Source organism: Arthrobacter sp. P1_B3, assembly GCF_056406615.1.
Genome location: NZ_JBFTZV010000023.1, coordinates 39,774 through 61,506, shown reverse-complemented (window position 1 = coordinate 61,506; position 21,733 = coordinate 39,774). Strand labels below are relative to the sequence as shown.

At 68.2% G+C, this 21,733-nt stretch carries 19 protein-coding genes and 1 pseudogene; 15 read left to right on the top strand and 5 right to left on the bottom strand.

Features of this window, described 5'->3' with window-relative positions:
• Positions 1–72: 72 nt before the first annotated feature.
• The 6 genes from AC1D2F_RS19450 to AC1D2F_RS19425 all read left to right on the top strand — a co-directional run bounded on the left by AC1D2F_RS19450 (position 73) and on the right by AC1D2F_RS19425 (position 4,908).
• A complete protein-coding gene (locus AC1D2F_RS19450; RefSeq protein WP_476967511.1) occupies positions 73–756 on the top strand; it encodes a hypothetical protein in 684 nt (227 codons plus the stop codon).
• Positions 757–769: 13 nt separating this feature from the next.
• Positions 770–1,381, top strand: coding sequence for a type II secretion system F family protein (locus AC1D2F_RS19445; RefSeq protein WP_229993706.1), 612 nt, complete (start codon positions 770–772; stop codon positions 1,379–1,381).
• 339 nt (positions 1,382–1,720) lie between these two features.
• The gene (locus tag AC1D2F_RS19440) at positions 1,721–3,427 is read left to right on the top strand and encodes a LamG domain-containing protein (RefSeq protein WP_229993707.1); all 1,707 of its coding nucleotides are present in this window, start codon (positions 1,721–1,723) and stop codon (positions 3,425–3,427) included.
• Positions 3,428–3,719: 292 nt separating this feature from the next.
• Positions 3,720–4,019: a DUF4244 domain-containing protein gene (locus AC1D2F_RS19435; RefSeq protein WP_229993708.1), complete on the top strand. Its 300-nt coding sequence runs from the start codon at positions 3,720–3,722 to the stop codon at positions 4,017–4,019.
• Positions 4,016–4,468, top strand: a complete 453-nt coding sequence (locus AC1D2F_RS19430) for a TadE family type IV pilus minor pilin (RefSeq protein WP_476967510.1) — start codon at positions 4,016–4,018, stop codon at positions 4,466–4,468. Before AC1D2F_RS19435 ends, AC1D2F_RS19430 begins: the two co-directional genes overlap by 4 nt.
• Before the next feature lie 74 nt (positions 4,469–4,542).
• Complete coding sequence (locus AC1D2F_RS19425) at positions 4,543–4,908, top strand: Rv3654c family TadE-like protein (RefSeq protein WP_476967518.1); 366 nt, start codon at positions 4,543–4,545, stop codon at positions 4,906–4,908.
• Positions 4,909–5,015: 107 nt separating this feature from the next.
• Here the strand turns inward: AC1D2F_RS19425 and AC1D2F_RS19420 are convergent, their stop codons facing one another.
• Both AC1D2F_RS19420 and AC1D2F_RS19415 read right to left on the bottom strand, forming a co-directional pair.
• The gene (locus tag AC1D2F_RS19420) at positions 5,016–7,442 is read right to left on the bottom strand and encodes a DEAD/DEAH box helicase (RefSeq protein ID WP_476967509.1); all 2,427 of its coding nucleotides are present in this window, start codon (positions 7,440–7,442) and stop codon (positions 5,016–5,018) included.
• Between the two features lie 153 nt (positions 7,443–7,595).
• Positions 7,596–8,288 (bottom strand): GNAT family N-acetyltransferase, encoded by a 693-nt coding sequence (locus AC1D2F_RS19415; RefSeq protein WP_229993711.1) that lies wholly within the window; start codon positions 8,286–8,288, stop codon positions 7,596–7,598.
• A gap of 118 nt (positions 8,289–8,406) precedes the next feature.
• Here AC1D2F_RS19415 and trhO point away from each other — a divergent pair, with 118 nt between their 5' ends.
• Positions 8,407–9,300, top strand: coding sequence for an oxygen-dependent tRNA uridine(34) hydroxylase TrhO (gene trhO / locus AC1D2F_RS19410; RefSeq protein ID WP_476967508.1), 894 nt, complete (start codon positions 8,407–8,409; stop codon positions 9,298–9,300).
• A gap of 34 nt (positions 9,301–9,334) precedes the next feature.
• Here the strand turns inward: trhO and AC1D2F_RS19405 are convergent, their stop codons facing one another.
• Both AC1D2F_RS19405 and AC1D2F_RS19400 read right to left on the bottom strand, forming a co-directional pair.
• Positions 9,335–9,880 (bottom strand): DUF6023 family protein, encoded by a 546-nt coding sequence (locus tag AC1D2F_RS19405; protein WP_229993713.1) that lies wholly within the window; start codon positions 9,878–9,880, stop codon positions 9,335–9,337.
• A gap of 113 nt (positions 9,881–9,993) precedes the next feature.
• Entirely contained in the window at positions 9,994–10,452 is a 459-nt protein-coding gene (locus AC1D2F_RS19400) for a hypothetical protein (RefSeq protein ID WP_364746484.1), read from the bottom strand.
• 206 nt (positions 10,453–10,658) lie between these two features.
• Between AC1D2F_RS19400 and AC1D2F_RS19395 the strand changes: the two genes are divergently transcribed.
• Entirely contained in the window at positions 10,659–11,453 is a 795-nt protein-coding gene (locus tag AC1D2F_RS19395; RefSeq protein WP_476967507.1) for a MerR family transcriptional regulator, read from the top strand.
• A gap of 223 nt (positions 11,454–11,676) precedes the next feature.
• The gene (locus tag AC1D2F_RS19390; RefSeq protein WP_476967517.1) at positions 11,677–13,233 is read left to right on the top strand and encodes a DUF7059 domain-containing protein; all 1,557 of its coding nucleotides are present in this window, start codon (positions 11,677–11,679) and stop codon (positions 13,231–13,233) included.
• Between the two features lie 54 nt (positions 13,234–13,287).
• On the opposite strand, the pseudogene AC1D2F_RS19385 reads toward AC1D2F_RS19390, so the two are convergent.
• Positions 13,288–14,436: pseudogene (locus AC1D2F_RS19385) on the bottom strand (MFS transporter); the annotation flags it as partial.
• A 190-nt stretch (positions 14,437–14,626) separates the two neighbouring features.
• On the opposite strand from AC1D2F_RS19385, the gene AC1D2F_RS19380 reads away from it, so the two are divergent.
• The 6 genes from AC1D2F_RS19380 to AC1D2F_RS19355 all read left to right on the top strand — a co-directional run bounded on the left by AC1D2F_RS19380 (position 14,627) and on the right by AC1D2F_RS19355 (position 21,661).
• A complete protein-coding gene (locus AC1D2F_RS19380; protein ID WP_364746480.1) occupies positions 14,627–15,280 on the top strand; it encodes an ArsR/SmtB family transcription factor in 654 nt (217 codons plus the stop codon).
• A 193-nt stretch (positions 15,281–15,473) separates the two neighbouring features.
• Entirely contained in the window at positions 15,474–18,212 is a 2,739-nt protein-coding gene (gene topA, locus AC1D2F_RS19375) for a type I DNA topoisomerase (protein ID WP_364746478.1), read from the top strand.
• A gap of 116 nt (positions 18,213–18,328) precedes the next feature.
• Positions 18,329–18,793: an SseB family protein gene (locus AC1D2F_RS19370; protein WP_476967506.1), complete on the top strand. Its 465-nt coding sequence runs from the start codon at positions 18,329–18,331 to the stop codon at positions 18,791–18,793.
• A gap of 83 nt (positions 18,794–18,876) precedes the next feature.
• Positions 18,877–19,881, top strand: a complete 1,005-nt coding sequence (locus AC1D2F_RS19365; protein WP_229993719.1) for a Ppx/GppA phosphatase family protein — start codon at positions 18,877–18,879, stop codon at positions 19,879–19,881.
• Positions 19,882–19,982: 101 nt separating this feature from the next.
• Positions 19,983–20,324: a YciI family protein gene (locus tag AC1D2F_RS19360; RefSeq protein ID WP_229993720.1), complete on the top strand. Its 342-nt coding sequence runs from the start codon at positions 19,983–19,985 to the stop codon at positions 20,322–20,324.
• A 23-nt stretch (positions 20,325–20,347) separates the two neighbouring features.
• Positions 20,348–21,661: an RNA polymerase sigma factor gene (locus AC1D2F_RS19355; protein WP_229993721.1), complete on the top strand. Its 1,314-nt coding sequence runs from the start codon at positions 20,348–20,350 to the stop codon at positions 21,659–21,661.
• The last annotated feature ends 72 nt before the right edge of the window (positions 21,662–21,733 follow it).

The following is a 21,733-nucleotide window of genomic DNA, read 5'->3' as shown; positions in this document are numbered from 1 at the left end:
TCCCGCCGGCGAGGTGCCCGTGAAAGATTCGGCCGTGTGCGCGGTGGAAACGCAGGCGCCGGACCCGTCCCAATGACCGCCGTGGTCCAGCAGCTGGCCGCGCTGCTGAAGGGCGGACGCATCCCCGCCCGGCTGTGGGACGAACTGTGGGTCCTGTACGGCGGGGACGCTGCGCGGGGCTGGTCCGCGGGCCACATGGCGGGTCACGGGTCCGCCCGCGACCGGGCCCGCGCAGGCTCCGGAGCGGTCCTCGGCCAGGAGTCCCTCAGGATCCTGGCGGCCGCGCGCGCGGCCGCCCTGCGCGGGTCCTCCGTGGCCGCGGCCATCCGTCGCGAGGTCTCCGGCGGAACAGCGGGTGAGGGCACCGCCCTCGCAGGCATGGGGGCCGTGGGCGTGCGGGCCCGCCGCGAGGTTCGCGTCTGGGGCGAGCTCGCCGCATGTTTTGACACGGCCGAGGCCAGCGGTTGCCCGCTGGCCGATGTCCTGGCGCGCTTTGCCGCCCACCTTGAGACGGAGGACGACGCCGAGGCCGCCCGGCAGACCGCCTTGGCGGGGCCCCGCGCAACTGTCCGTCTGCTGACTTGGCTCCCGCTGTCGGGCCTGGCTCTGGGCCTGCTGCTCGGCGTGGATCCGGTGGCGACACTGCTGACAAACCCCTGGGGCCTCGCGGCGTTGGCCGCAGGTTTGGCACTGACCGCCGTCGGCCGGCTGTGGTCCTCAAGGCTCGTCCGGGCCGCGGCGGAATCCCCATCGTGACGCCGCGGCTGCCGTGAGGCCCGAACTGGCCGGATTCGTGGTGGCCGCGAGCCTCGCCGGTGCAGTCATCGTGGTCCTCGCCCGCCCGGACCGTGTCCGCCTGCGGCTCCGGCGCCATTTTCGGGCCGCGGCTGACCCGGCCGCCCGAAGCCCGGTGCCCCCCGACGCCGGCCGGCACGGACGTCACAGCTTCCCAGGTCTGCGGGATACCGCCATGATGCTGGAACTGATCGGCGCCATGCTGGATGCAGGTGCCGGGCTTGGCCGGTCCCTCGAACTCGTCGCCGCCCTGGTGCCACCGGAACTCGGGCGGCAACTTCGGCCGGTTGTGTCGGCACTCGCAATCGGCGCCGACTGGGACACCGCATGGCGCAGTTCCGGTGCCCGGGCGCACCAGCTCCTCGCCCTGCGTGACGCCCTTTGCTTCGCCGCTCTCACCGGCGCCCCCTCCTCGGCGCTCCTCTATGCCCAGGCGGCCCGGCTTCGCCGCGAACGCAACAGGGCTGCCGAGCAGCGTGCGGCGGCGCTCGGCGTGAAACTCGTGGTGCCGCTGGGCCTGTGCTCCCTGCCGGCGTTTGTGTGCCTCGGCGTGGTGCCCGTCCTCCTGGGGCTGCTCCCGGCCTGACGCCGCCGGCCCGGGGGAGCGCCGGGGCCCAAGGTTTATTCAAGTTGCTGGGGGATACCGTTGGGGCAGGCACCGTCGGAGTATGAGCGGTCTCGTGCGTCGGCTACTCACAGCGCTTCCATGGCGCCTCGAATCCCGGAGTTACTGGGGTCTCGTACCGTGTGGGAGCCATGCCAGGGGGGCAGATCAATGATTCGACTGCAAAAAACGGGCGTGATTGCAGCGCTCAACCTACTAGTGTTGGCCGGTTTGGTGGTCGGTGCCAGTCCGGCGTCCGCCGCCGTGCCGACCTGCCAGCCGGGAGCGCCGCAACCGACCAACCAATTCCCGGGCAGAACGGTGATTGCCACGAACTTCGAGTCGGGAAGCCTCACGACCGCAGGCTTCAGCGCGCCAGCCACGGCCGGGACCGGCACGGCCGATGTCTCCTCCGCTGAGCAACACTCGGGCCGCTGCTCGGCCCATGTTCACGTCACGACGGCGGCCGGTTCCCTGGCCAATTTCTCCGCGCCGCTTCCTGCCGGCAGCAACGACGTCTACGCCGACGGCTGGTTCAACGTCACCAAGCCAGGCGTCGCGGGCAACAACGTCCCCTACTTCCGCTTCTTCAACGGGAACACCCGGTTCGTGGATGTCTTCCGCGATAACGGCGCTGCCGGCGCCCTGTGGCTGCGCGTGGCGGCGCCTGACGGAACACTGAAATACACGCCGATGAAGGTGAACGTCCCGCTCGGCACGTGGCATCATCTGGTCATGCACGTCGTTCCCAACGGAGCCTCCTCCACGGTCGAGGTCTTGTTCGACGGAAAGACCGTCTATTCCAGCAAACAGGTCGCCACCCGCTTTAACGCCGTCACCAAGATGCAACTCGGCGCGGAGCACCGACGGCAGGCCGGCGACAGCTACATTGACGACGTCGTCATCAAGGCCGGCAAGGCCGGTGGCCAGCTTCCGGGAACGTTCAATCCCATCGCTCCCACCCGTGTCCTGGACACCCGGAACGGCTCTCCTGTCGCTAGGGATTCTGCCGTGTCGTTCCAGGTCGCGGGGGTCAACGGCATCCCTGCCCAAGTGTCCGCCGTCGTCTTCAACCTCACTGTGACGCAACCGCGCTCCGTCGGATTCATCACCGCCTACGCGTCCGGCACAGCGCGTCCAAACGCGTCCAACCTGAATTTCTCCGCCGGGCAGACTGTGCCCAACCTGGTCACGGTTCCCGTGGGCGCCAACGGAAAGGTCACGCTGTTCAACCGGTCCTCGGGATCGTCCCAGCTGATCGCCGACGTGACGGGCTATTACGTCACCGGAACACCCAGCACGGCGGGCTCGTTCAAGGGCGTTTCTCCCGCCCGGCTTCTGGACACCAGGAACTCATCGGCTGTCGGTGCGGATTCAGCGGTGTCCTTCCAGGTCGCGGGGGTCAACGGAATCCCGGCATCAGTATCTGCGGTGGTGTTCAACCTGACGGTGACCCAGGCACGTTCCCTGGGCTTCGTGACCGCCTACCCTTCCGGAACGGCGCGGCCCAACGCGTCCAACCTGAACTTCTCCGCAGGCCAGACGGTGCCTAACCTGGTCACGGTGCCCGTGGGTGCTAACGGAAAGGTCGCGCTGTTCAACAGGTCCTCCGGTACGACTCACCTGATCGCCGACGTGGCAGGGTACTACCTGCCGGGAACGCCCACTGCTACGGGTGCGTTCAAGGCGATGGGACCGCTCCGGATCCTGGATACCCGGAACACCTTCTCGGTCGCAGCGGATTCGCCGGTGTCCTTCCAGGTCGCAGGGGCCCGCGGCGTACCGGCAGGTGCGTTGGCTGCTGTCTTCAACCTGACGGTCACCTCGCCCAAGTCCTTCGGCTTCGCCACCGCCTACCCGGCCGGCTCAGCACGGCCCAATGCGTCCAACCTGAACTTCGCCACCGGACAGACCGTGCCGAACCTGGTCTCGGTCCCGCTCGGTCCTGACGGAAAGGTGGCGTTGTTCAACCGGTCCGGGGGATCCGCCCAGTTCATCGCCGACCTCGCGGGGTACTTCCTCCCCTAGCAAGGCCTACGTGAAGTTCTGAACACCCAACTGAACCCGAGAGACTGTCGTCGCAGTAAGGACCGCAGCCCCTCGGGTTCAGTGCTGTGGCGAGCCGGGCACGGCCTGGCCGGTGCCTTGCGGTCCGTTGGCCGCCCGGTGACCGCCGGCCAGTTCTCCTCCACAGCAGGCCACGCCGCCACCTTCGGGCATGTTTTCCACTTGGCGAAGACGCGGGCTTACGGCGCAACGCCCAAGCCGGGAGAGTCGAATCAGCCGGCGATCAGGCCGGTGTCCCGTGGAAGGAAAACAGATGTCAATCAATCAGGACACACCCGCTGCAAATCGCACCGCCGCAAATCGCATGGATTCGGGGGAGGGCGGCGGTGCCGAGGTGTATGAAATCTATCCAGGCGCCAGCTCGGTGGTTCCCGTTCAACCGCACGGACGCTCCGGGCCGGCGTCCGCGCAGGCGGGAATGGCCACCGCCGAATATGCCATCGCAACCCTCGCTGCCGTGGGGTTCGCCGGGGTCCTCGTCTTCATCATGCGCAGCGATGAGGTCCGCGGTTTCCTCCTGAACCTCATCCGGACAGCGCTCACGCTGCCATGAACGAAATCTGGCGCGCTGAAAGGAGTGCGCACAGGGGGGAGCCGCCGCCAACCACGGAGTGCCGCGGGGCCGTCACTGCCGAGTTCGCCGTGGCGTTGCCCTCGGTCGTCCTGCTGCTCGCCCTGCTGCTCGCGGGTTCGGCGGCCGGGGTGACGCAACTCCGCGTCGAGGAAGCGGCCCGCGGCGGTGCCCGTGCACTGGCGAGGGGAGCCGCGGCCGCCGAAGTCGGAGAGATTGTCCGACGGCTCGCCGGCGAAACTGCAGGATCCGAGGTGACGCTCGACGGCGAATGGCGCAGGGTCACCGTTACCGGCCGCGTCCCCGGGGCAGTCGGGTCCCTGATTCCGTGGGCACTCAGCGCCAGTGCGTGGGCGCGTTCGGAGGCCCCCGGCGCGGCACAACAGCCACGGCTGGATGGTGCATCCCCTACCCCGTGGCAGGACACCTGATGCCGGCTGCACATGCCCGGGCCCACCGGCCGCGGCCCCGAAATCCGGCTCCCTTCCGTGCCCCGCACCGCTGCCTGCCATCAGAGCGGGGCTCGGGGACCGTCTTGGCCCTGGGACTCGGGCTGGTGGTCATCATGGCTGTGGTCTTGCTGCTGCTTCTTGCCCAATCGGCCGTCGCGGCGTCAAGGGCTGCCGCGGCTGCCGATCTCGCGGCGCTGGCCGCCGCGGACGCGGCACGGGGAATCACGTCCGGCGAGCCCTGCGCAGTGGCCAGAGAGGTCGCTCTGAAGAACAACGCCGCGATGATTGCCTGTTCTGAAGGCCCGGACACCACAGTCCAGGTCCGCACCGAGCTTAGCGCGGGACCGTTCCTCGGGGTGGCCACAGGGCTGGCCCGAGCGGGACCGCCCCCTGCGCCGGGGAGCGGGAGTGCACCGTGAGCAATGCCCCCTTCCCTGCCGGATGCCAGGAGCCGCGAATCTGCCCGCGGCTGGCCCCCGCCGGCGTGCCGCCGCCGTGCGCCGCCGAAGTGCGGCCGGGGCGAGGTTCAGGCCCGGAGCGGTTGGGCGGGCTTATCTCCCGGCGTCGCGGCCGCGGACGCCGTAGTGCCGGGGTTGCCGGCATGCATCAGTTCGCTGGCGTCTTTGAGCAGCACGTCGATCAGTGTCACGGCAGCGTCCTTGTCGAGCGGGTTGTTCTTGTTGCCGCACTTGGGTGACTGGACGCAGGAGGGGCAGCCGGACTCGCATTCGCAGGCCTTGATGGCGTCGCGGGTGGCGGTCAGCCACAACCTGGCCTTGTCGTAGCCGCGTTCGGCAAAGCCGGCCCCGCCGGGATGGCCGTCGTAGACAAAGATGGTGGGCACGCCGGTGTCGGCGTGAATGGCCGTGGACACTCCTCCGATGTCCCAGCGGTCGCTGGAAGCCACGAGCGGCAGGAGGCCGATGGCCGCGTGCTCGGCCGCGTGCAGGGCTCCGGGGAACTGTGCCTCGATCAGCCCCGCGCCGGTCAGCGAGCGGTTGTCCACGACAAACCAGACCGCCTTGGTAAACAGGTCCCTGGCGCCCAGTTCCAGGGGTTCTTCGCCGAGGATCTCGTTCGAAATCAATGCCTTGCGCTGGAAGGAAACCACCTGGGTTGTCACTTTCACGTCGCCGAAATGCACGGCCACATCGCCCCACTGGGTGGTGCGCTCCGTTTCGAGGACCTCGATCTGGGTCACGTCCCGTGCGGTGGTGTAGTAGTCGGGGTTCGCCCGGCGCACCATCACACAGTGGTCGTCCTCATTCAGGTCCTCCACCACGTAGCTGTCGCCCTGGTGGACGTAGATAGCGCCGGTGTGGGCCTGGTAATGGGTCTGGGGCGAATCCATGGTGCCGAGCAAGGAGCCCGTCTCGGCATCCACGATACTCACCGGCCCACCGCCGTCGGCCCGGAGGTTCACCATGGCGGCGGCACTCTGCGGATGGGTCCAAAACCATCCTGCCGGCCGTTTGCGCAGATAGCCCTGCAGAACCAGCCGGTCCAGCAGCTTTTCCGACGTGGCCCCGAAGAGCTCCAACTCGGCGAATCCGAGGGGAAGTTCCGCAGCGGCGGCGCACAGGTGCGGGCCCAGGACATATGGATTGGAGGGATCGAAGACCGTGGCTTCCACCGAGACGTCGAAAATCGCCTCGGGGTGGTTCACCAGGTACGTGTCCAGCGGGTCGTCGCTGGCCACGAAGGCCGCGATCGCGTCCTGGCCGGCGCGGCCCGCCCGGCCGATCTGTTGGAACAACGACGCGCGGGTGCCCGGCCAGCCTGCGACCAGCACGGCGTCAAGTCCGGAAATGTCGATGCCCAGTTCCAGCGCCGACGTGCTCGAGACGCCCAACAGTTCACCCGAGCGCAGAGCCTTTTCCAGCGCCCGTCGCTCCTCAGGCAGGTAGCCCGAGCGGTAGGCGGCCACACGCTGCGGCAGGCTGGGGTCCACCTCGTCGAGGAGGTGCTTGGCGATGGCGGAAATGGTCTCTGCCCCGCGCCTGGACTTGATGAATGCGATAGTCCGGGTGCGGGAGGACACCAGGTTGGCCAGCAGGTCGGCGGTCTCGGCGACGGCGGTCCGGCGCTCCTTGGCACCGTTTTCGCCCCGGAGTTCTGTCAGGGCAGGTTCCCAAAACGCCACGGTGGTGGACCCGTGGGGGGAGCTGTCTTCGGAAACGGCGCGAACTGGTGCGCCGATCAGCCTGCCGAAAGACTGCTCGGGGTCAGAGGCCGTGGCGGACGCCGCGATGAACACAGGTCCGGGATGCGAGCCGCCGGGGCTGTAGTACGCACAGATTCGACGCAGCCGGCGCATGAGGTTTGCCACGTGGGAGCCGAAGACTCCGCGGTAGCTGTGGGCCTCATCCACGATCACATAGCGGAGGCGCCTGAAGAACCTGGCCCACCACGCATGGTTCGGGAGGATGCCGAAGTGCAGCATGTCAGGGTTGGCGAGGATGAAGTTCGCATGGTCCCGGATCCAGCGCCGGGAAGCGGGATCGGTGTCGCCGTCGTAGGTTTCGGCACGGACGGTGGGGAGCTTCAGCGCCCGGATCGCTGCTAGCTGGTCGGCGGCCAGTGCCTTGGTGGGGGACAGGTAGAGGGTCACGGCGCCGTCGTCGTGGATTTTCCCGGGATCGGACAGGACCCTGAGCTCGGAACGGTGGATCGCGTCCAGGGCAGGCAACTGATAGGCCAGTGACTTGCCGGACGCCGTGCCGGTGGCAATGACCACGTGCTCTCCGGCGTGGGCCAGCTCGGCGGCCTGGACCTGGTGAAGGTAGGGCTCGTGGATGCCCAGGGAACCGTACGCGTTCACGAGATCCGGGTGGGACCACTCCGGCCACGGCGCATTGACGGCCTCGCGGGCCGGGATCGTCCGCACATGACGCAGCTGTTCCGGGTCCGGGCCTCGGCCCAGCAACGGAATCAAGGACTCATGCGGGTTCACTCACATATTCTTTCATCCGGCCTCAAATCGCCCGCCCGGCAGCCACTGCGGCTTCGGTTCGGCGTCCGGCCACACGGAAAGCACGCAGGGGCGCCCAGCGGACGGCAGATTGCCCCGGGCGCCCGTTCCCGGGCGGCAAACGCGGGCAGCGCCTCAACCGACGGACAGGTCCGCCCCTTCGTCCGACGTCGACAACATCAGGACGTGGCACACCATGCGCCAGCCGAGGTGGGAATAGAGCTTTTGGCCGTCCAGCGAGGCGAGCAGCAGCCCTGAGTCGACGTCGTGTTCGAATGCCTGGGCCGCCAGGGCCTTCATGATGAAGCTGCCCAGCCCCCGCCGCTGGTACGCCGGTGAAGTCACGATGTTGTCGAAGATGGCGGTGTGTCCCACCACGAAAACGCGTCCGCTGGCCGCGACCTCCTCGCCTGCGCTGACCACCGCGTGGTGGACTCCGTCCGTCCGGGACGTCGCAAGCTTGAGGTCATCGTCCGAAAGCCAGGGGTCTTCCGAATCCTGAGTCTCCATGTCCACGATCATCATGGTCTGGGAAGCCGAGGTGACGTGGATGCCGTGCCGCTGTCCCAGGAATGTGTACCGGGCCACATCGTTGGTGAGGATCGTGAGGACTCTGGCCGGAACTTCAGCTGCCTTCGCTGCTAGCGCCGCGAACTCCTCATCGGAGGGATCGTAGGCGAAGTATTCCCATTCGTGGGTGGTGTCCGCGCGAAAGGCCGCGGGGAACCGTCCCTCCCTGCGCGTCTCATATCCGCGGCAGCCGGCCCATCCGGCAACCCAGACTTCCAGCAGGTGGGTGGTGTCTTCAACCATGGCGTCAAGACTCATGTGATGAGCGTATTCCAGCCGTGCCGCAAGCAACAGTGGCCGGGTCGGGGGAAGGCCGCTTGCTTATCCAATTGTGACTGTCGCCCGGCCCCCCGTTCCAGCCAGTACCCTTAAAAGCGTGGCTTTGAACAGGATTGTGCTCTTTTACGGATTCACCCCCCTCGCTGACCCGGACGCCGTCCGGCTCTGGCAGCGGGCCCTGTGCGAAAAACTCGGGCTAACCGGCCGCATCATCCTTTCCAAGGACGGCATCAACGCCACGGTCGGCGGAGAACTGAATGCCGTGAAGCAGTACGTCAAGGCCACGCGGGAGTACAGGGGATTCCACGACATCGACGTGAAGTGGTCCGACGGCGGTGCGGCAGACTTCCCGCGGCTCAGCGTGAAGGTGCGGGACGAGATCGTATCCTTCGGCGCCCCGGGCGAGCTCAAAGTCGACGCCGGCGGAGTGGTGGGCGGCGGAACGCACCTCAAGCCCGAGGAACTGCACGAACTCATTGAAGCCAAGAAGCAGCAGGGCGACGAGGTGGTGTTCTTCGACGGCCGCAACGGCTTCGAGGCCCAGATCGGCAAGTTCAAAGACGCGGTGGTCCCCGACGTCGCCACTACCCATGACTTCATCAAAGAACTCGACTCGGGCAAATACGACGCCCTCAAGGACAAGCCTGTTGTCACCTACTGCACCGGAGGCATCCGCTGCGAAGTGCTCTCGAGCCTCATGGTGAACCGCGGGTTCAAGGAGGTCTACCAGCTCGACGGCGGCATCGTCCGCTACGGCGAGGCCTTCAAGGACCAGGGCCTGTGGGAAGGCTCCCTGTACGTGTTCGACAAGCGCATGCACCTCGAGTTCAGCGGGGACGCCAAGACCATCGGCGAGTGCGTCCGCTGTTCGGCGCCCACGAGCAAATTCGAAAACTGCTCGAATCCGGAGTGCCGGACCTTGACGCTCTACTGCGTCGAGTGCGCCGCCAGCCCCGAAACCCTGCGATGCCCCGAAGGCTGCGCCGCCTAGGGCACGATCCGGGCTTTTGGCCGGCGGGGAACGCTCAGATGCGGCTCACCCGGTAGGCGAAGTTCGCCGGTCCGTTCGCATCGACTTTGATCGAGAGCGAGGCAGCTGCGGCCAGATGCACCACGTTTACCCTGGTCGTCCCGCACCGGAGACTCAGGTCCACGAGTTCGTCCTCACCGTTCTCGATGGAAAAGGACACCCGGCGGGTGCTCCGGCAAGCCAGGGTCAGGGCGTAGGTGCCCTGGGGCAGCAGGGTGGTGCTCTCTATCCGCTCCTCGTCGGCCTCCAGCGTCCCGAAACCCGTATGGAAGACCTGCCCCGCGGCGTCGGGCAGCACGTCATGGACCCAGGCGTCCAGCTCCGCGCCCGACACCGGCTCGTTGAGGTGGGGGTCCCGGGGCAGGGCGGCGTCAGTGCTCGGCGGCGCGGCAGCGGTGGGCGAATCATCGTCCCAGTGGTCGGCGCTGTATTCGTATTCGCAGCCGGACAGGACCGCCCCGAGAAACACCGCAACTGAGAGCACCACGGCGGCCGCCGGGGTGCGCCGTCGCGGCACCCTGCTGGCCGGCACAGTTGGCATACCCTGAGATTAGGGCTGCCTCGGATCAAACGCCAGAGGCCAAAGGACCGGGTCGGCCCGGCCCATCAGAGGGGCACTGGGCCGGACCCCGGGGCCCAGGCTGCGGGCCGTTCTTACTCGGATGCTGCCAGGTGGTAGGCGTAGATGAGCGGGGCATCCACACTGGACGTGCTGAGCGTAACCTCGCCCGTGGCCGGCACCTTGATGCGGGCGGTTTCGCGGCTGCCGTTACAGGCGGCTCCTGCTTCGGCCAGCTGGCTGCCGTCCAGGCTCACGGCGAAGAACGCCTTGCCGCCGCCGTCGCACGTCATGGTCAGCGTGTAGGTGCCGGCGGGCACGCCGGAAGCGGCCCGGACGATCGGATTCCGGTTCAGGATTTTGCCGGCATCCTCCAGCACCGTCCCGGGGACCGGGGGCAGGGCGGTGGCCTTCCACGCCGGGACGTCGGCGCTCTCAACCGAACCGGTCGGGGAACATGCCGTCGCGGCCAGTACGACGACGGCGGCAGCCGCACCTGTGAGCGTCCGCCGGAGCAGCCGGGAAGCCGGGGCGTGGGAGGAAGGGGAAACCATGCCTCAAACTTACCGTCCCGCAGGCTCCCGTCCGGCCGCACGAACCCTCCAGGCGCCTTCTCCCGCGGACCCTTGACTTTGACGTTGCGTCAAAGTCTAGAGTCGGAGGACGGGCCGGCAGACGCCGGTCGGCACGGCACAGCACACCCGAAGTTAATGGGAACAGGCCCGAGCGAACAGGCCCGAGGGAACAGGGAGGTGGAGGCATGGACTGGTCCGTTCAGCAGATCGCGAAATTGGCCGGCACCACCGGCCGGACTTTGCGCCACTACGACGACATTGGCCTGCTCAGGCCCAGCCGTACCGGCAATAACGGCTACCGGTATTACGGCCAGGAGTCCCTGGTCCGTCTGCAGCGGATCCTGCTCCTGCGCGAGTTGGGGCTCGGGTTGCCGGCGATAGCAGAGGCGCTCGGCAACGAGTCGGACGCGGAGCATGCACTGCGCCGGCATCTGGCATGGCTGCAGCAGGAACAGGACAGGCTGGGGCGGCAGATTGCTTCGGTCCGTCACACCATTGAGGCATTGCAAACGGGAGGAAAGATCATGGCGGAGGAAATGTTCGACGGTTTCGACCACACCAAGTACCAGGAGGAAGTCCAGCAGCGGTGGGGCAAGGATGCCTATGCGACGTCGGACACCTGGTGGCGCGGCATGGGGGCCGAGGAGAAGGCTGCCTGGACGGAGCAGTCCCGGAAGCTTGGCGCCGACTGGACGGCCGCTGCACAGTCGGGGGTCCTGGCTGACAGCGCGGAGGCACAGGACCTGGCCCGGCGCCACGTCGAATGGCTCCGGGGTATCCCCGGCACCCCGGCGGCGTCACCTGCCGCAGGCGGCCCCGCGGGTGGCAACAACGGGGCAGGTCCGGACATTAGGGGGTACGTGACGGGACTCGGCGAGATGTATGTGGCCGACCCCCGGTTCGCCGCGAACTACGGCGGTGCCGACGGAGCGGCCTTTGTCCGGGACGCCCTGAAAATCTATGCGGAGACCGAGCTCTAGCCGGACCCGCACTGCCCGGAACCAATCCCGGAACCAACCCCGGAACCAACCCCGGGACTAAACTTGTCCGGTGACTTCCTCAGCGCAAGGCCCCGCCGCACCGGCTCCCTCAACGCCGGCCCGTTCAACCCAGGCTCCCTCAACCCCGGCTCCCTCAACCCCCTTCACAGCCGGAAACACTCCGGACGCCCCGCGGAGCGACCTCCCAGGCCGCCTCGAGGCCCTGGCCGGGGACCTGCGCGCCGTTGGCTACACCGTGGACGGGGTTGCGGAGCTGCTCGGCGAGGCTGCGCACTCCGCCCTCGGCCGGGACCAGCTCATCCCTGCACTGATCGTCACCGGGCGCTCCCTCGGGGAGCCGGCGACGGCGGCGCTCGCCGGCGTCGTGCGTCTCTGGCTCCTGTCCGAGCCGCAGCGCGCGCAGACCCTCGACGCCGCCCTCCCCGGCATCCGCACGGAGGGGCTGATGGAACTCGGCCTCGTGGAGCCGTCGGGCGGGGACCTGGTCCAGGCGAAGGTGGACCTGAGGCCCTACGGCTGGGACCCGACCGTGGGGGAGGACGGTGCCGGTGATGGCGGAGCAGACCTCTGGGTGGCCAGCGACCTCGCCGCCCACCAGCGCGCAGGCGTCCTCCGCCACGACCACGTCCTGGGGATCGGGCAGGCCTCCACCACCCTGGTCCAGGTCACCGCCCGCCGCCATGTTGCCAGGGCCCTCGATCTCGGCACAGGCTGCGGCATCCAGACCTTTCACCTGCTGCACCATGCCGAGCATGTGACCGCCACGGACATTTCCGAACGCGCACTGGCGTTCACCCGGTTCAACCTTCTGCTCAACGCCGACCCGCTGCACCTGGACCCGGCCGACCTCGACGCCCGCGTCAGCCTGAGGCTGGGGTCGCTGCTGGAACCGGTCGCGGAGGAGGAGTTCGAACTGGTGGTGTCCAACCCGCCGTTCGTCATTACGCCGCGCAGCCTCGGCGAGGCCGCCACGGACCAGTTCACGTATCGCGACGGCGGCCTGCCGGGGGACGAGATTGTGTCGTCACTGGTCCGCGCACTGCCCTCTGTCCTTGCCCCGGGCGGAACGGCCCAGCTCTTGGGCAACTGGGAGATCACGGCGGGTGCCGGCTGGACCGAGCGGCCCCAAAGCTGGGCCAGCCCGGCCGCCGACGTCTGGTTCATCCAGCGCGAGCAGGTGGGCCCGGAGCAGTATGCCGAGACCTGGCTGCAGGACGCCTCGGAAAACCGCGACCGCCGGCTCTACCAGGACTCTTACGCGGCCTACCTCGATGACTTCGCCTCGCGCAATGTGGCCGGGATCGGCTTTGGCATGATTTGGCTGCGGCGGCCCGCCGACGGCGCCGGGCGGGTGCTTTCCCGCTTCGAGGAGATCACGTACCCGATCGAACAGCCGGTGGGGCCGCACCTGGGCGCCGGCGTCGAACGCGCCGACTGGCTGGCCGCCCATGATCTGGCTGCCGCCCACCTGCTGGTCGCGGAGGACGTCACCGAAGAACGGCACCAGCGCCCGGGGGCGGAACACCCCGGCGTCATCCTGCTGCGGCAGGGTGCCGGGCTGCGCCGCACCAACCTGCTCAGTACGGAACTGGCAGGCTTCGTCTCAGCGTGCGACGGCGACCTGTCCGTCGGGCAGATCATCGGCGCCCTCGAGGCGCTGCTGGGAGGCTACGAGGGGTTTGACGCCACGCAGTTCCGCGCTGGCCTCCTCGAGGAAGTGGGGAACCTGGTTCGCGACGGCTTCCTGCTGCCCGCCTGAGACGGCGTCCGCCGCCTCAGCCGCCGCCTGAGCCGCCGCGGATTCGCCGGCGTCCTCCCGGCCAAACCGCGGCAGCACGTACGCGGTCAGGGCCAGGGCCACCAGCACCCCGGCCGCCCCGGTGAGCACGAAGCTGGCGCGTACGGGAACCAGGGCGCCCATGAGCCCGCCCAGAGCCAGCGCGCCAATGGAAACGGCGCGCGTCATCCCGCCAACGATCGCCATCGCCTGGCCGCGCCCGCTTTCCGGAATCCGCAGGATCGCGATGGCCCCGAAACAGGCGTTGAGGACGCCGCAGGCCACCCCGGTCCCCGTGTAGGCCACAAAGAGCAGTTCCACGCTGGGGACCACCCCCGTCAGGACCAGGAAGGCCGAGGCTGCGGCCATGGATGCCAGCAGCACGCGCAGCCGGACCCGGGGCGCCGTGATCCTCCCGGCCATCGCCGCCCCGGCCGCCATGCCGAGGCCGAAGGCTGCGGACAGGAGGCCGTACTGCGTCTCGGTGGCGCCAAGTTCGTCGCGGGCCAGGAACACTTCGAGCACGTTGGTGGCCTCGCCGACGACGATGAAGAACATCGCACCCAGGACCAGGGCCCAGACCAGGCTGTCCCGTCGGATCAGGCGCAGTCCGTCGAGCAGCGCGGGCTTCGCCTTGCCGGCCCGTTCGGCTGCCGTGCCGCGGCGGGTCCGGATCAGCAGGGCGCCCAGCCCCATAGCGACGTAGCAGCCGCTGGCCACGGCGAAGACCAGTCCGGTCCCGCCCCAGCCGCTGAGCAGGCCGCCCGCGGCGGGACCGGCCATGCCCGCGATCATGATGGTCGCCTGCATGGTGCCCATGGCGCGCGGGGTGCGGTCCTCGCCGACGATCCGCGGCAGCAGGGCCTGCCAGGTGGGTCCGGCCACAGCCTGCGCCGCGTCGAGCAGGAACGTCATGGCAAACAGCACAGGCAGGTAGTTCTCCAGGTATTGCATGCCCAGCCCCATGCCGGCTACGGCGGCGGCGCTGACGGCGGAGCTAGCCGTCGCCAAGGTGCGGGAATCCATGGTGTCGGCGAGCCGGCCGGCCCACGGGGCCAGCAGAACCAGCGGCAGCGCCGAGCACAGCAGGTACCCGGCCACCAGCCAGGGCCCGGCGACAGGCGTTTCGCCGGCGGCGGCAGCGTTTTGCAGGTGCAGCATGACGCTGACGACGACGGCGCCCATCCCCGCCGTTGCCACGAACCGGGCGGTGCCGGCGAGCAGGAAGTCGCGGTTGCGCCACAGGGGCTGCGCCGTTGCTGCGGAAGTGGACGACTTATGAAGTGTTTGTTTCATAAATAGGAAAGTAGCGCGGGCCTGGAATAGATGTCAAGCATTTCTTTCATAGTTTGGAGAGGCTGGATACACTGGAGGAGTGAACGCAGAAACCCCGTCGGCGGAGTCCACGGCTCCGCCGGCCGCCAGGCGCCGGCACCGTCCGGAGAAGCAAGTGGAAATCACTGACCCGAAGGCGATCCGGGCCCTGGCCCACGCCGCCAGGCTGGAGGTCATTTCCGAACTGTATTCCACCCAGGCGAGCCGGACGGCCACCGAGCTTGCTGCGCAGACCGGCCTGACTCCCAGTGCCATGAGCTACCACCTGCGGGCACTGCAGAAGTGGGGCATCGTGGTTCCCGCAGCCACCGCCGGGGACGCCCGGGAGCGGCGCTGGAAGGCCGCCGGCACCGATTTCACCATCCACTCGCTGGGAGGAGTGGCCAGCCCGGAACTCGCCGTCCTGGATCTCGAGCTCGACGCCTACCGCCGCCGGGCCCGTGCGTACGCCCAGGCCCGCAACGCCCGCCGCGAGAACGGCGACACCGCGGACGGTCCGTCCTCGGTGGTCCTTGCCAGCAACCTGTTGTATCTGACGCCGGACCAGCGGGCCGAACTGACGCGGCGGGTCTTCGACCTTCTGCGAGACTACGAACTCGAAGATCCGGACCACGTGCCCGAGGGCGCCGAACGCATGGCCACGATGTGGTCGATGATTCCGGACGACCGCGGACCGGCCGCCGGCAAGGCCTGAGCCCGCCGCCGGCACCGCCGGATCTTGCAGCCGGAGCGTCGTCACAGGCCGCCGGACACGCGGTCATATTGCGGCCGGAACCCACCTCCGCGGGGCCGCCATTTCCGGCCGGATGCGCGGGATTCTGCAAAATATGGTGAACTAGGCGGGTATGGGCGCATCTGCCCGAGCCACCTTTTTCTGTAGGAGCACCGTGCCAAGCAAGGCCAAAACCGGCAAGAAACTCGTGATTGTGGAGTCTCCCGCCAAGAGCAAAACCATCGCCAAGTACCTCGGCGAAGGCTTCATCGTGGAGGCCTCCATAGGTCACATCCGCGACCTTCCGCAGCCCTCGGAGCTCCCCGCGGAACTGAAGAAGACCCCGCTGGGCAAGTTCGCCGTCGACATTGACAACGACTTCAAGCCCTACTACGTGGTGTCCTCGGACAAGAAGAAAAAGGTTGCCGAGCTCAAGGCCCAGCTCAAAGATGCCGACGCTCTCTATCTCGCAACCGATGGGGACCGCGAGGGCGAGGCCATCGCGTGGCACCTGCTGGAAGTGCTCAAGCCCAAGGTTCCCGTCTACCGGATGACCTTCGGCGAAATCACCAAGGAAGCCATCCACCGCGCCATGGACAACCTGCGCGACGTCGACCAGGACCTGGTGGATGCCCAGGAGACCCGGCGGGTCCTGGACCGGCTCTACGGCTATGAGATCTCCCCCGTGCTCTGGCGCAAGGTGGCCCGCGGCCTCTCCGCCGGCCGCGTGCAGTCTGTCGTCACCCGCATGGTGGTGGACCGCGAACGCGAGCGGATGGCCTTCAAGGCCGCCTCCTACTGGGACCTCACCGGGCAGTTCGGCGCCGGTTCCGGCTCCTTCAAAGCCAAACTCGCCGCCGTCGACGGCGCCAAGGTCGCCAGCGGCCGGGACTTCAACGACAACGGCGAGCTCACCTCGCGCAACGCTGTCCACCTCAACGAGGAACTCGCCGCCTCGCTCGCGGCGGGGCTGCAGGACGCCGAATTCCGCGTCCGCTCCGTCGACACCAAGCCGTACACCCGCCGGCCGGCCGCGCCGTTCACCACCTCCACCCTGCAGCAGGAGGCCGGCCGCAAGCTGCGCTTCTCCTCGAAGAGCACGATGCAGGTGGCCCAGCGCCTCTACGAAAACGGCTACATCACCTATATGCGTACGGACTCGTCCGCGCTGAGCAACGAGGCCATCACGGCCGCCCGGCGCCAGGCCTCCGAGCTGTACGGCCCCGAGTACGTGCCGCAGTCGCCGCGGGTCTACAGCGGCAAGGCAGCGAACGCGCAGGAAGCCCACGAGGCCATCCGACCCGCCGGTGACTCCTTCCGCACGCCGGCCCAGGTGGCCAAGCAGCTCTCGGGCGACGAATTCCGGCTCTACGAGCTCATCTGGAAGCGCACGGTCGCCTCGCAGATGGCTGATGCCAAGGGCTCCACGGCCACGATCCGCCTCGGCGCCGTGACTGTTGGCAACCCGGCCGATCGCCGCGACGCCGAATTCTCGGCGTCGGGCACCGTCATCACCTTCCCCGGCTTCCTCGCGGCCTACGAAGAAGGCAAGGACGAAAGCCGCGGCGATGACGAGTCCGAGGAAGCACGCCGGCTGCCCAACGTGGCCAAGGACGACGCGCTCACCGCGACCGATATTGTCGCCGTCGGCCACGAGACCTCGCCGCCGCCGCGCTACACCGAAGCCTCGCTGACCGCGGAGCTGGAAAAGAAGGGCATCGGCCGCCCGTCGACCTATGCCTCCACCATCTCCACGATCCAGGACCGCGGCTATGTCCGGAAGCAGGGCTCCGCGCTGGTCCCGAGCTGGATCGCGTTCTCGGTGATCCGGCTCCTTGAGCAGCACTTCCATGACTATGTGGACTACGAGTTCACCGCCGACATGGAAGCCGACCTGGACAAGATCGCCAACGGCCAGGCGGCCGGACCCGCCTGGCTCAAGCACTTCTATTTCGGTGAGGACTCCGAGCCCGGCCTGCTGAGCATCGTGAACAACCTCGGTGAGATCGATGCCCGCGAGATCAACTCCATCCCCATCACGGACGCGATCACACTCCGGGTCGGCAAGTTCGGCCCGTACCTGGAAAGCTCCACCGCGACGGTGGACCCCGAGACCGGCGAAGTGGTTGAAGCGGCCCGCGCCAACGTCCCGGAGGACCTGGCCCCGGATGAACTCACCGCCGCCAAGGCCGTTGAACTCATGGAGACCGCCGCCCCAGAGGAGCGCGTCCTCGGCGCGGACCCGCACACCGGGCACACCATCGTGGCCAAGAACGGCCGCTACGGCGCCTACGTCACCGAGATCATCCCCGAGATGACCGAGGAACAGCTGGCCAACCAGCCCGTTGAGTACTACAAGAACGGCAAGCCCAAGCCGGCGAAGAAGCCCGTCAAGGCCAAGCCGCGCACCGGATCCCTGTTCGCGTCCATGGGCGTGGACACGATCACGCTGGACGAGGCCCTGCAGCTCATGAGCCTGCCCCGCGTGCTCGGCCAGGACGCCGACGGCAACCCGATCACGGTGCAGAACGGCCGCTTCGGCCCGTACCTGAAGAAGGGCACGGACTCCCGCTCGATCGGCTCCGAAGAGGAGATCTTCACGATCACGCTCGAGGCGGCGCTGGAGATCTACTCGCAGCCCAAGCAGCGCGGCGCCCGTGCCGCCGTGCCCCCGCTGGCCGAATTCGGACCGGACCCGGTCTCGGAGAAGAACATCGTGGTGAAGGAGGGCCGGTTCGGCCCGTATATCACCGATGGCATCACCAACATCACCGTGCCGCGCAGCACCTCGGTCGAGGAGTTGACCAGGGAACAGGCCGTCGAACTCCTGGCCGAAAAGCGGGCCAAGGGCCCGGTCAAGCGCACGACGACGGCCCGCAAGGCGCCCGCCCGGAAGGCCCCGGCCAAGAAGTAGGCCAGCCCACCGAAATCGCCGGAAACGCGCGGATTCGCCGGAAAATACCGGCGAATCCGCAGGTTTCCGGCGATTTCGCGTTTGCGGACCGGGGCGCAACGTGATCGAGTAGGAATATGACTGAACAGCCCGCACACCTGGACAACCAGCCGCTGAACGAACTCGAGGAGCAGCTTGCCCGGGGGGAGCAGCCGGACGCCAACCCGGTGGACGTGATCCTCGCCTTCCTCAACAACGAGGTCTACGTGGTCAGCTCCGACGCCCTGGAAGGCCCCGACTCGCAGGTGGAGCCGCTGGTCCTCGCGAACTCCTCCGGGAAGCCCGTCCTGGCCGTCTTCTCACACCCGAGCCGCGTCACTGAGCAATATCTCGCCGCCGCCCCGAACGTGCTGGGCACGCAGGGCGCCGCGATCATCGGCAACCTCGGCGCAGAGCTCGGCATGGTGATCAACCCCGGGGCCGCCTACGGCTTTGAAATCGACCCGGAGGGCGTAGCCAACATCCGCCGCGACTTCAAGCCAACTGAGGAGCCCATTGACGGGCCCGTGGACCGGCCGGCGCAGAACGGCGACCCGGCCTAAGCCCGCGGTGGCGACGGCGGTATTCTTCGCGAATACCGCCGTCGCAGCTAGGCCAGCCGCACCGTGGGGGGAATAATGGCAGCATGCGTCTAGGCGTCCTCGACATCGGGTCCAACACTGTCCATTTGCTGCTGGTTGACGCCCATCCGGGCGCCCGTCCGGTCCCCTACGCCTCGCACAAGCGGCGGCTGTCGCTCGTGCAGTACCTCGACGACGACGGCAACATCAACGACGAGGGGCAGCATGAACTCGTCGAATTTGTCCTTGAGGCGTGGGAATTCGCGGCCAAGCACAAAGCCGACGACCTCCTCGCGTTCTGCACCTCGGCCATCCGCGAGGCCACCAACGGTGCTGACGTCCTGGCCCGCGTCAAGCATGAAACCACCGTCACCCTCCGTGAGCTCAGCGGCAGCGAGGAGGCATCCATGACGTTCTTCGCCGTCCGGCGCTGGTACGGCTGGGGCGCCGGGCCCATCCTGAACCTCGATATCGGCGGCGGCTCCTTCGAGATGGCCCTCGGCCAGGACGAACTGCCCGAGCTGGCGATGTCCGTTCCGCTCGGCGCCAGCCGGCTGACGCGTGACTGGCTGCCCGAGAACCCGCCCTCGGCCAAGAGCATCAAGGAGCTGCGCCGCTACATCCGCTCCACACTCAAACCCGCGGTGCGTAAATTCGAGAAGCTGGGCCCGCCCAACCTCGTGGCGGGCACGTCCAAAACTTTCCGGTCCCTCGCCAGGATCGCCGGTGCCGCCCCGAGCGCCGCCGGACCCTACGTCAAGCGGGAGCTGCTGGCCCTCGACCTGGGGCTCTGGGCGCAGCGGATCTCGGCCATGGAGATAGGGGACAGGCTCCACCTGCCCGGCGTCTCCGAGGCCCGCGCGCCGCAGGTCCTCGCCGGCGCCCTCGTCGCGGAAGCCGCCCTTGAGATGTTCAAGTTCGACAGCATGGTGACCTGCCCGTGGGCCCTGCGTGAGGGACTCATCCTCCGCCGCCTGGACCAGTTGGTATTTGAGGGACCGGTCGATCCCGCGCCGCACGTGGCAGAGCAACCTCCGGCGCGGCTCCTGTCGCCGGAAAAAGCTTTCTGAAACCGCCCCGGCCGCAACGATGTCGATCCGCAGGGACCTCGATCGTGTAATTGCTGAGAGGCCGGCACGCCGCCGGCTGATTCGACAAGGAGGCACCCGAAATGACGCAGTACCTGCTCAGCATTTACCAACCGGACGGCCCTGCCCCGGACCCTGAGTTCCTCGAACCGATCATGCGTGATCTGGCGGCCCTGAACCATGAAATGCAGGCGGCCGGGGCCTGGGTGTTCGCCGCGGGACTCCACCCGGCAGAGTCCGCGACCGTCCTCCGGCCCAGTGACGGCGAGATCCTCGTGACCGACGGGCCATTCACCGAAGGCAAAGAGCATCTCGGCGGATTTACCGTGATCGAGGCCGAGGACCTAGACGCAGCCCTTGGCTGGGCACGGAAGCTGGCCGGCGCCACCACGCTTCCCGTTGAAGTCCGTCCCTTCCAGCACTAGCCGCCGGCCGAGAGGGGGCTGCTGTGGGCGACACCGGCGCAACCGACGGCGCAACTGACGGCGCGACCGAGGCGGACATTGCCCGCGTGTTCCGGCTCGAATACGGCCGCGCCGTAGCCGTCCTGACGCGTACGTTCGGGAACATCGATATTGCCGAGGACGCCGTCCAGGATGCTTTTGCTGCGGCGCTCCAGCACTGGCCCTCGGCAGGCGTCCCGCCCAGCCCGGCCGGCTGGATCATCACGACGGCGCGGCACCGGGCGATCGACCGGCTGCGGAGGGAGGCCTCCCGGGAGGACAAGCATGCGCAGGCAGCCTGGCTGGCGGCGGCGCGGTCAGGGGCCGGACCTTCACCGGCTGCTGAAGAGCAGTTCCTGGCGGAACAGTCAGGAGTCGAGGACGTGGACGACGACACGTTGCGGCTGATTTTCACCTGTTGCCACCCCGCCCTGGCCAGATCTGCCCAAGTGGCGCTCACGTTGCGGCTTCTGGGTGGATTGACGACGGCGGAGATCGCCCGGGCCTTCCTGGTGCCGGAGGCGACCATGGCACAGCGGCTGGTCCGGGCGAAGGCAAAAATCCGGGATGCCAAAATCCCGTACCGTGTCCCGCAGGGAGCCGAACTGCCCGAACGGCTGCAACCGGTGCTTGCGGTCGTCTACCTGATCTTCAACGAGGGCTACACCGCCGGCCCCGCCGACAGCCCGGCCCGTGCGGAGCTCTGCACTGAAGCCATCCGGCTGGGCAGGCTGTTGGTGTCCCTCATGCCGGACGAGCCGGAAGCGGCGGGACTGCTGGCACTGATGCTGCTCATTGAGTCCCGCCGCGCTGCCAGGTTCGCCCCCGACGGCGGACTCGTGCTGCTCGCGGTCCAGGACAGGGGGCGCTGGGACAGCGCCGGGGCCGCCGAAGGCCAGGAGCTGGTGCGCCGCTGCCTGCGGCGGAACCGTCCTGGGCCGTATCAGCTCCAGGCGGCGATCAACGCCGTCCACAGCGTCGCCACGACCGCCGCGGAGACCGACTGGGCGCAGATCCTGCAGTTGTATGACCAGCTCCTGGCCGTCGCGCCCGGACCCGTCGTGGCGCTGAACCGCGCCGTCGCACTTGCCGAACTGCGCGGGCCGGTTGCCGCGCTGGCCGCGGTGGAGGGCCTGGGTCTGGAGAACTACTACCTCTTCCACGCCGTCCGCGCCGACTTCCTGGTGCGCCTGGACCGCTATCCGGAGGCCGCCGAAGGTTACAGGCGGGCCCTGGGGCTGGCCGGAAGCGCCGCGGAACGCCGGTTCCTCGAGGGCAAGCTCCGCAGCCCGGCGTTCGGCGGGGACGGAGCCGGTTAGAAGCGGGCCCACCCGGGCCTGATGCGGGCGGGTCAATGCCGGTTAAATGTGTAGCGCCGGGCGACTGGAGCA

Coding starts and splice junctions, on each gene's coding strand:
- AC1D2F_RS19450 (WP_476967511.1), top strand. CDS start 73: ATGACCGCCGTGGTCCAGCAGCTGGCCGCGCTGCTGAAGGGCGGACGC.
- AC1D2F_RS19435 (WP_229993708.1), top strand. CDS start 3,720: ATGTCAATCAATCAGGACACACCCGCTGCAAATCGCACCGCCGCAAAT.
- AC1D2F_RS19430 (WP_476967510.1), top strand. CDS start 4,016: ATGAACGAAATCTGGCGCGCTGAAAGGAGTGCGCACAGGGGGGAGCCG.
- AC1D2F_RS19415 (WP_229993711.1), bottom strand. CDS start 8,288: ATGAGTCTTGACGCCATGGTTGAAGACACCACCCACCTGCTGGAAGTC.
- AC1D2F_RS19405 (WP_229993713.1), bottom strand. CDS start 9,880: ATGCCAACTGTGCCGGCCAGCAGGGTGCCGCGACGGCGCACCCCGGCG.
- AC1D2F_RS19400 (WP_364746484.1), bottom strand. CDS start 10,452: ATGGTTTCCCCTTCCTCCCACGCCCCGGCTTCCCGGCTGCTCCGGCGG.
- AC1D2F_RS19395 (WP_476967507.1), top strand. CDS start 10,659: ATGGACTGGTCCGTTCAGCAGATCGCGAAATTGGCCGGCACCACCGGC.
- AC1D2F_RS19370 (WP_476967506.1), top strand. CDS start 18,329: ATGACTGAACAGCCCGCACACCTGGACAACCAGCCGCTGAACGAACTC.
- AC1D2F_RS19365 (WP_229993719.1), top strand. CDS start 18,877: ATGCGTCTAGGCGTCCTCGACATCGGGTCCAACACTGTCCATTTGCTG.
- AC1D2F_RS19360 (WP_229993720.1), top strand. CDS start 19,983: ATGACGCAGTACCTGCTCAGCATTTACCAACCGGACGGCCCTGCCCCG.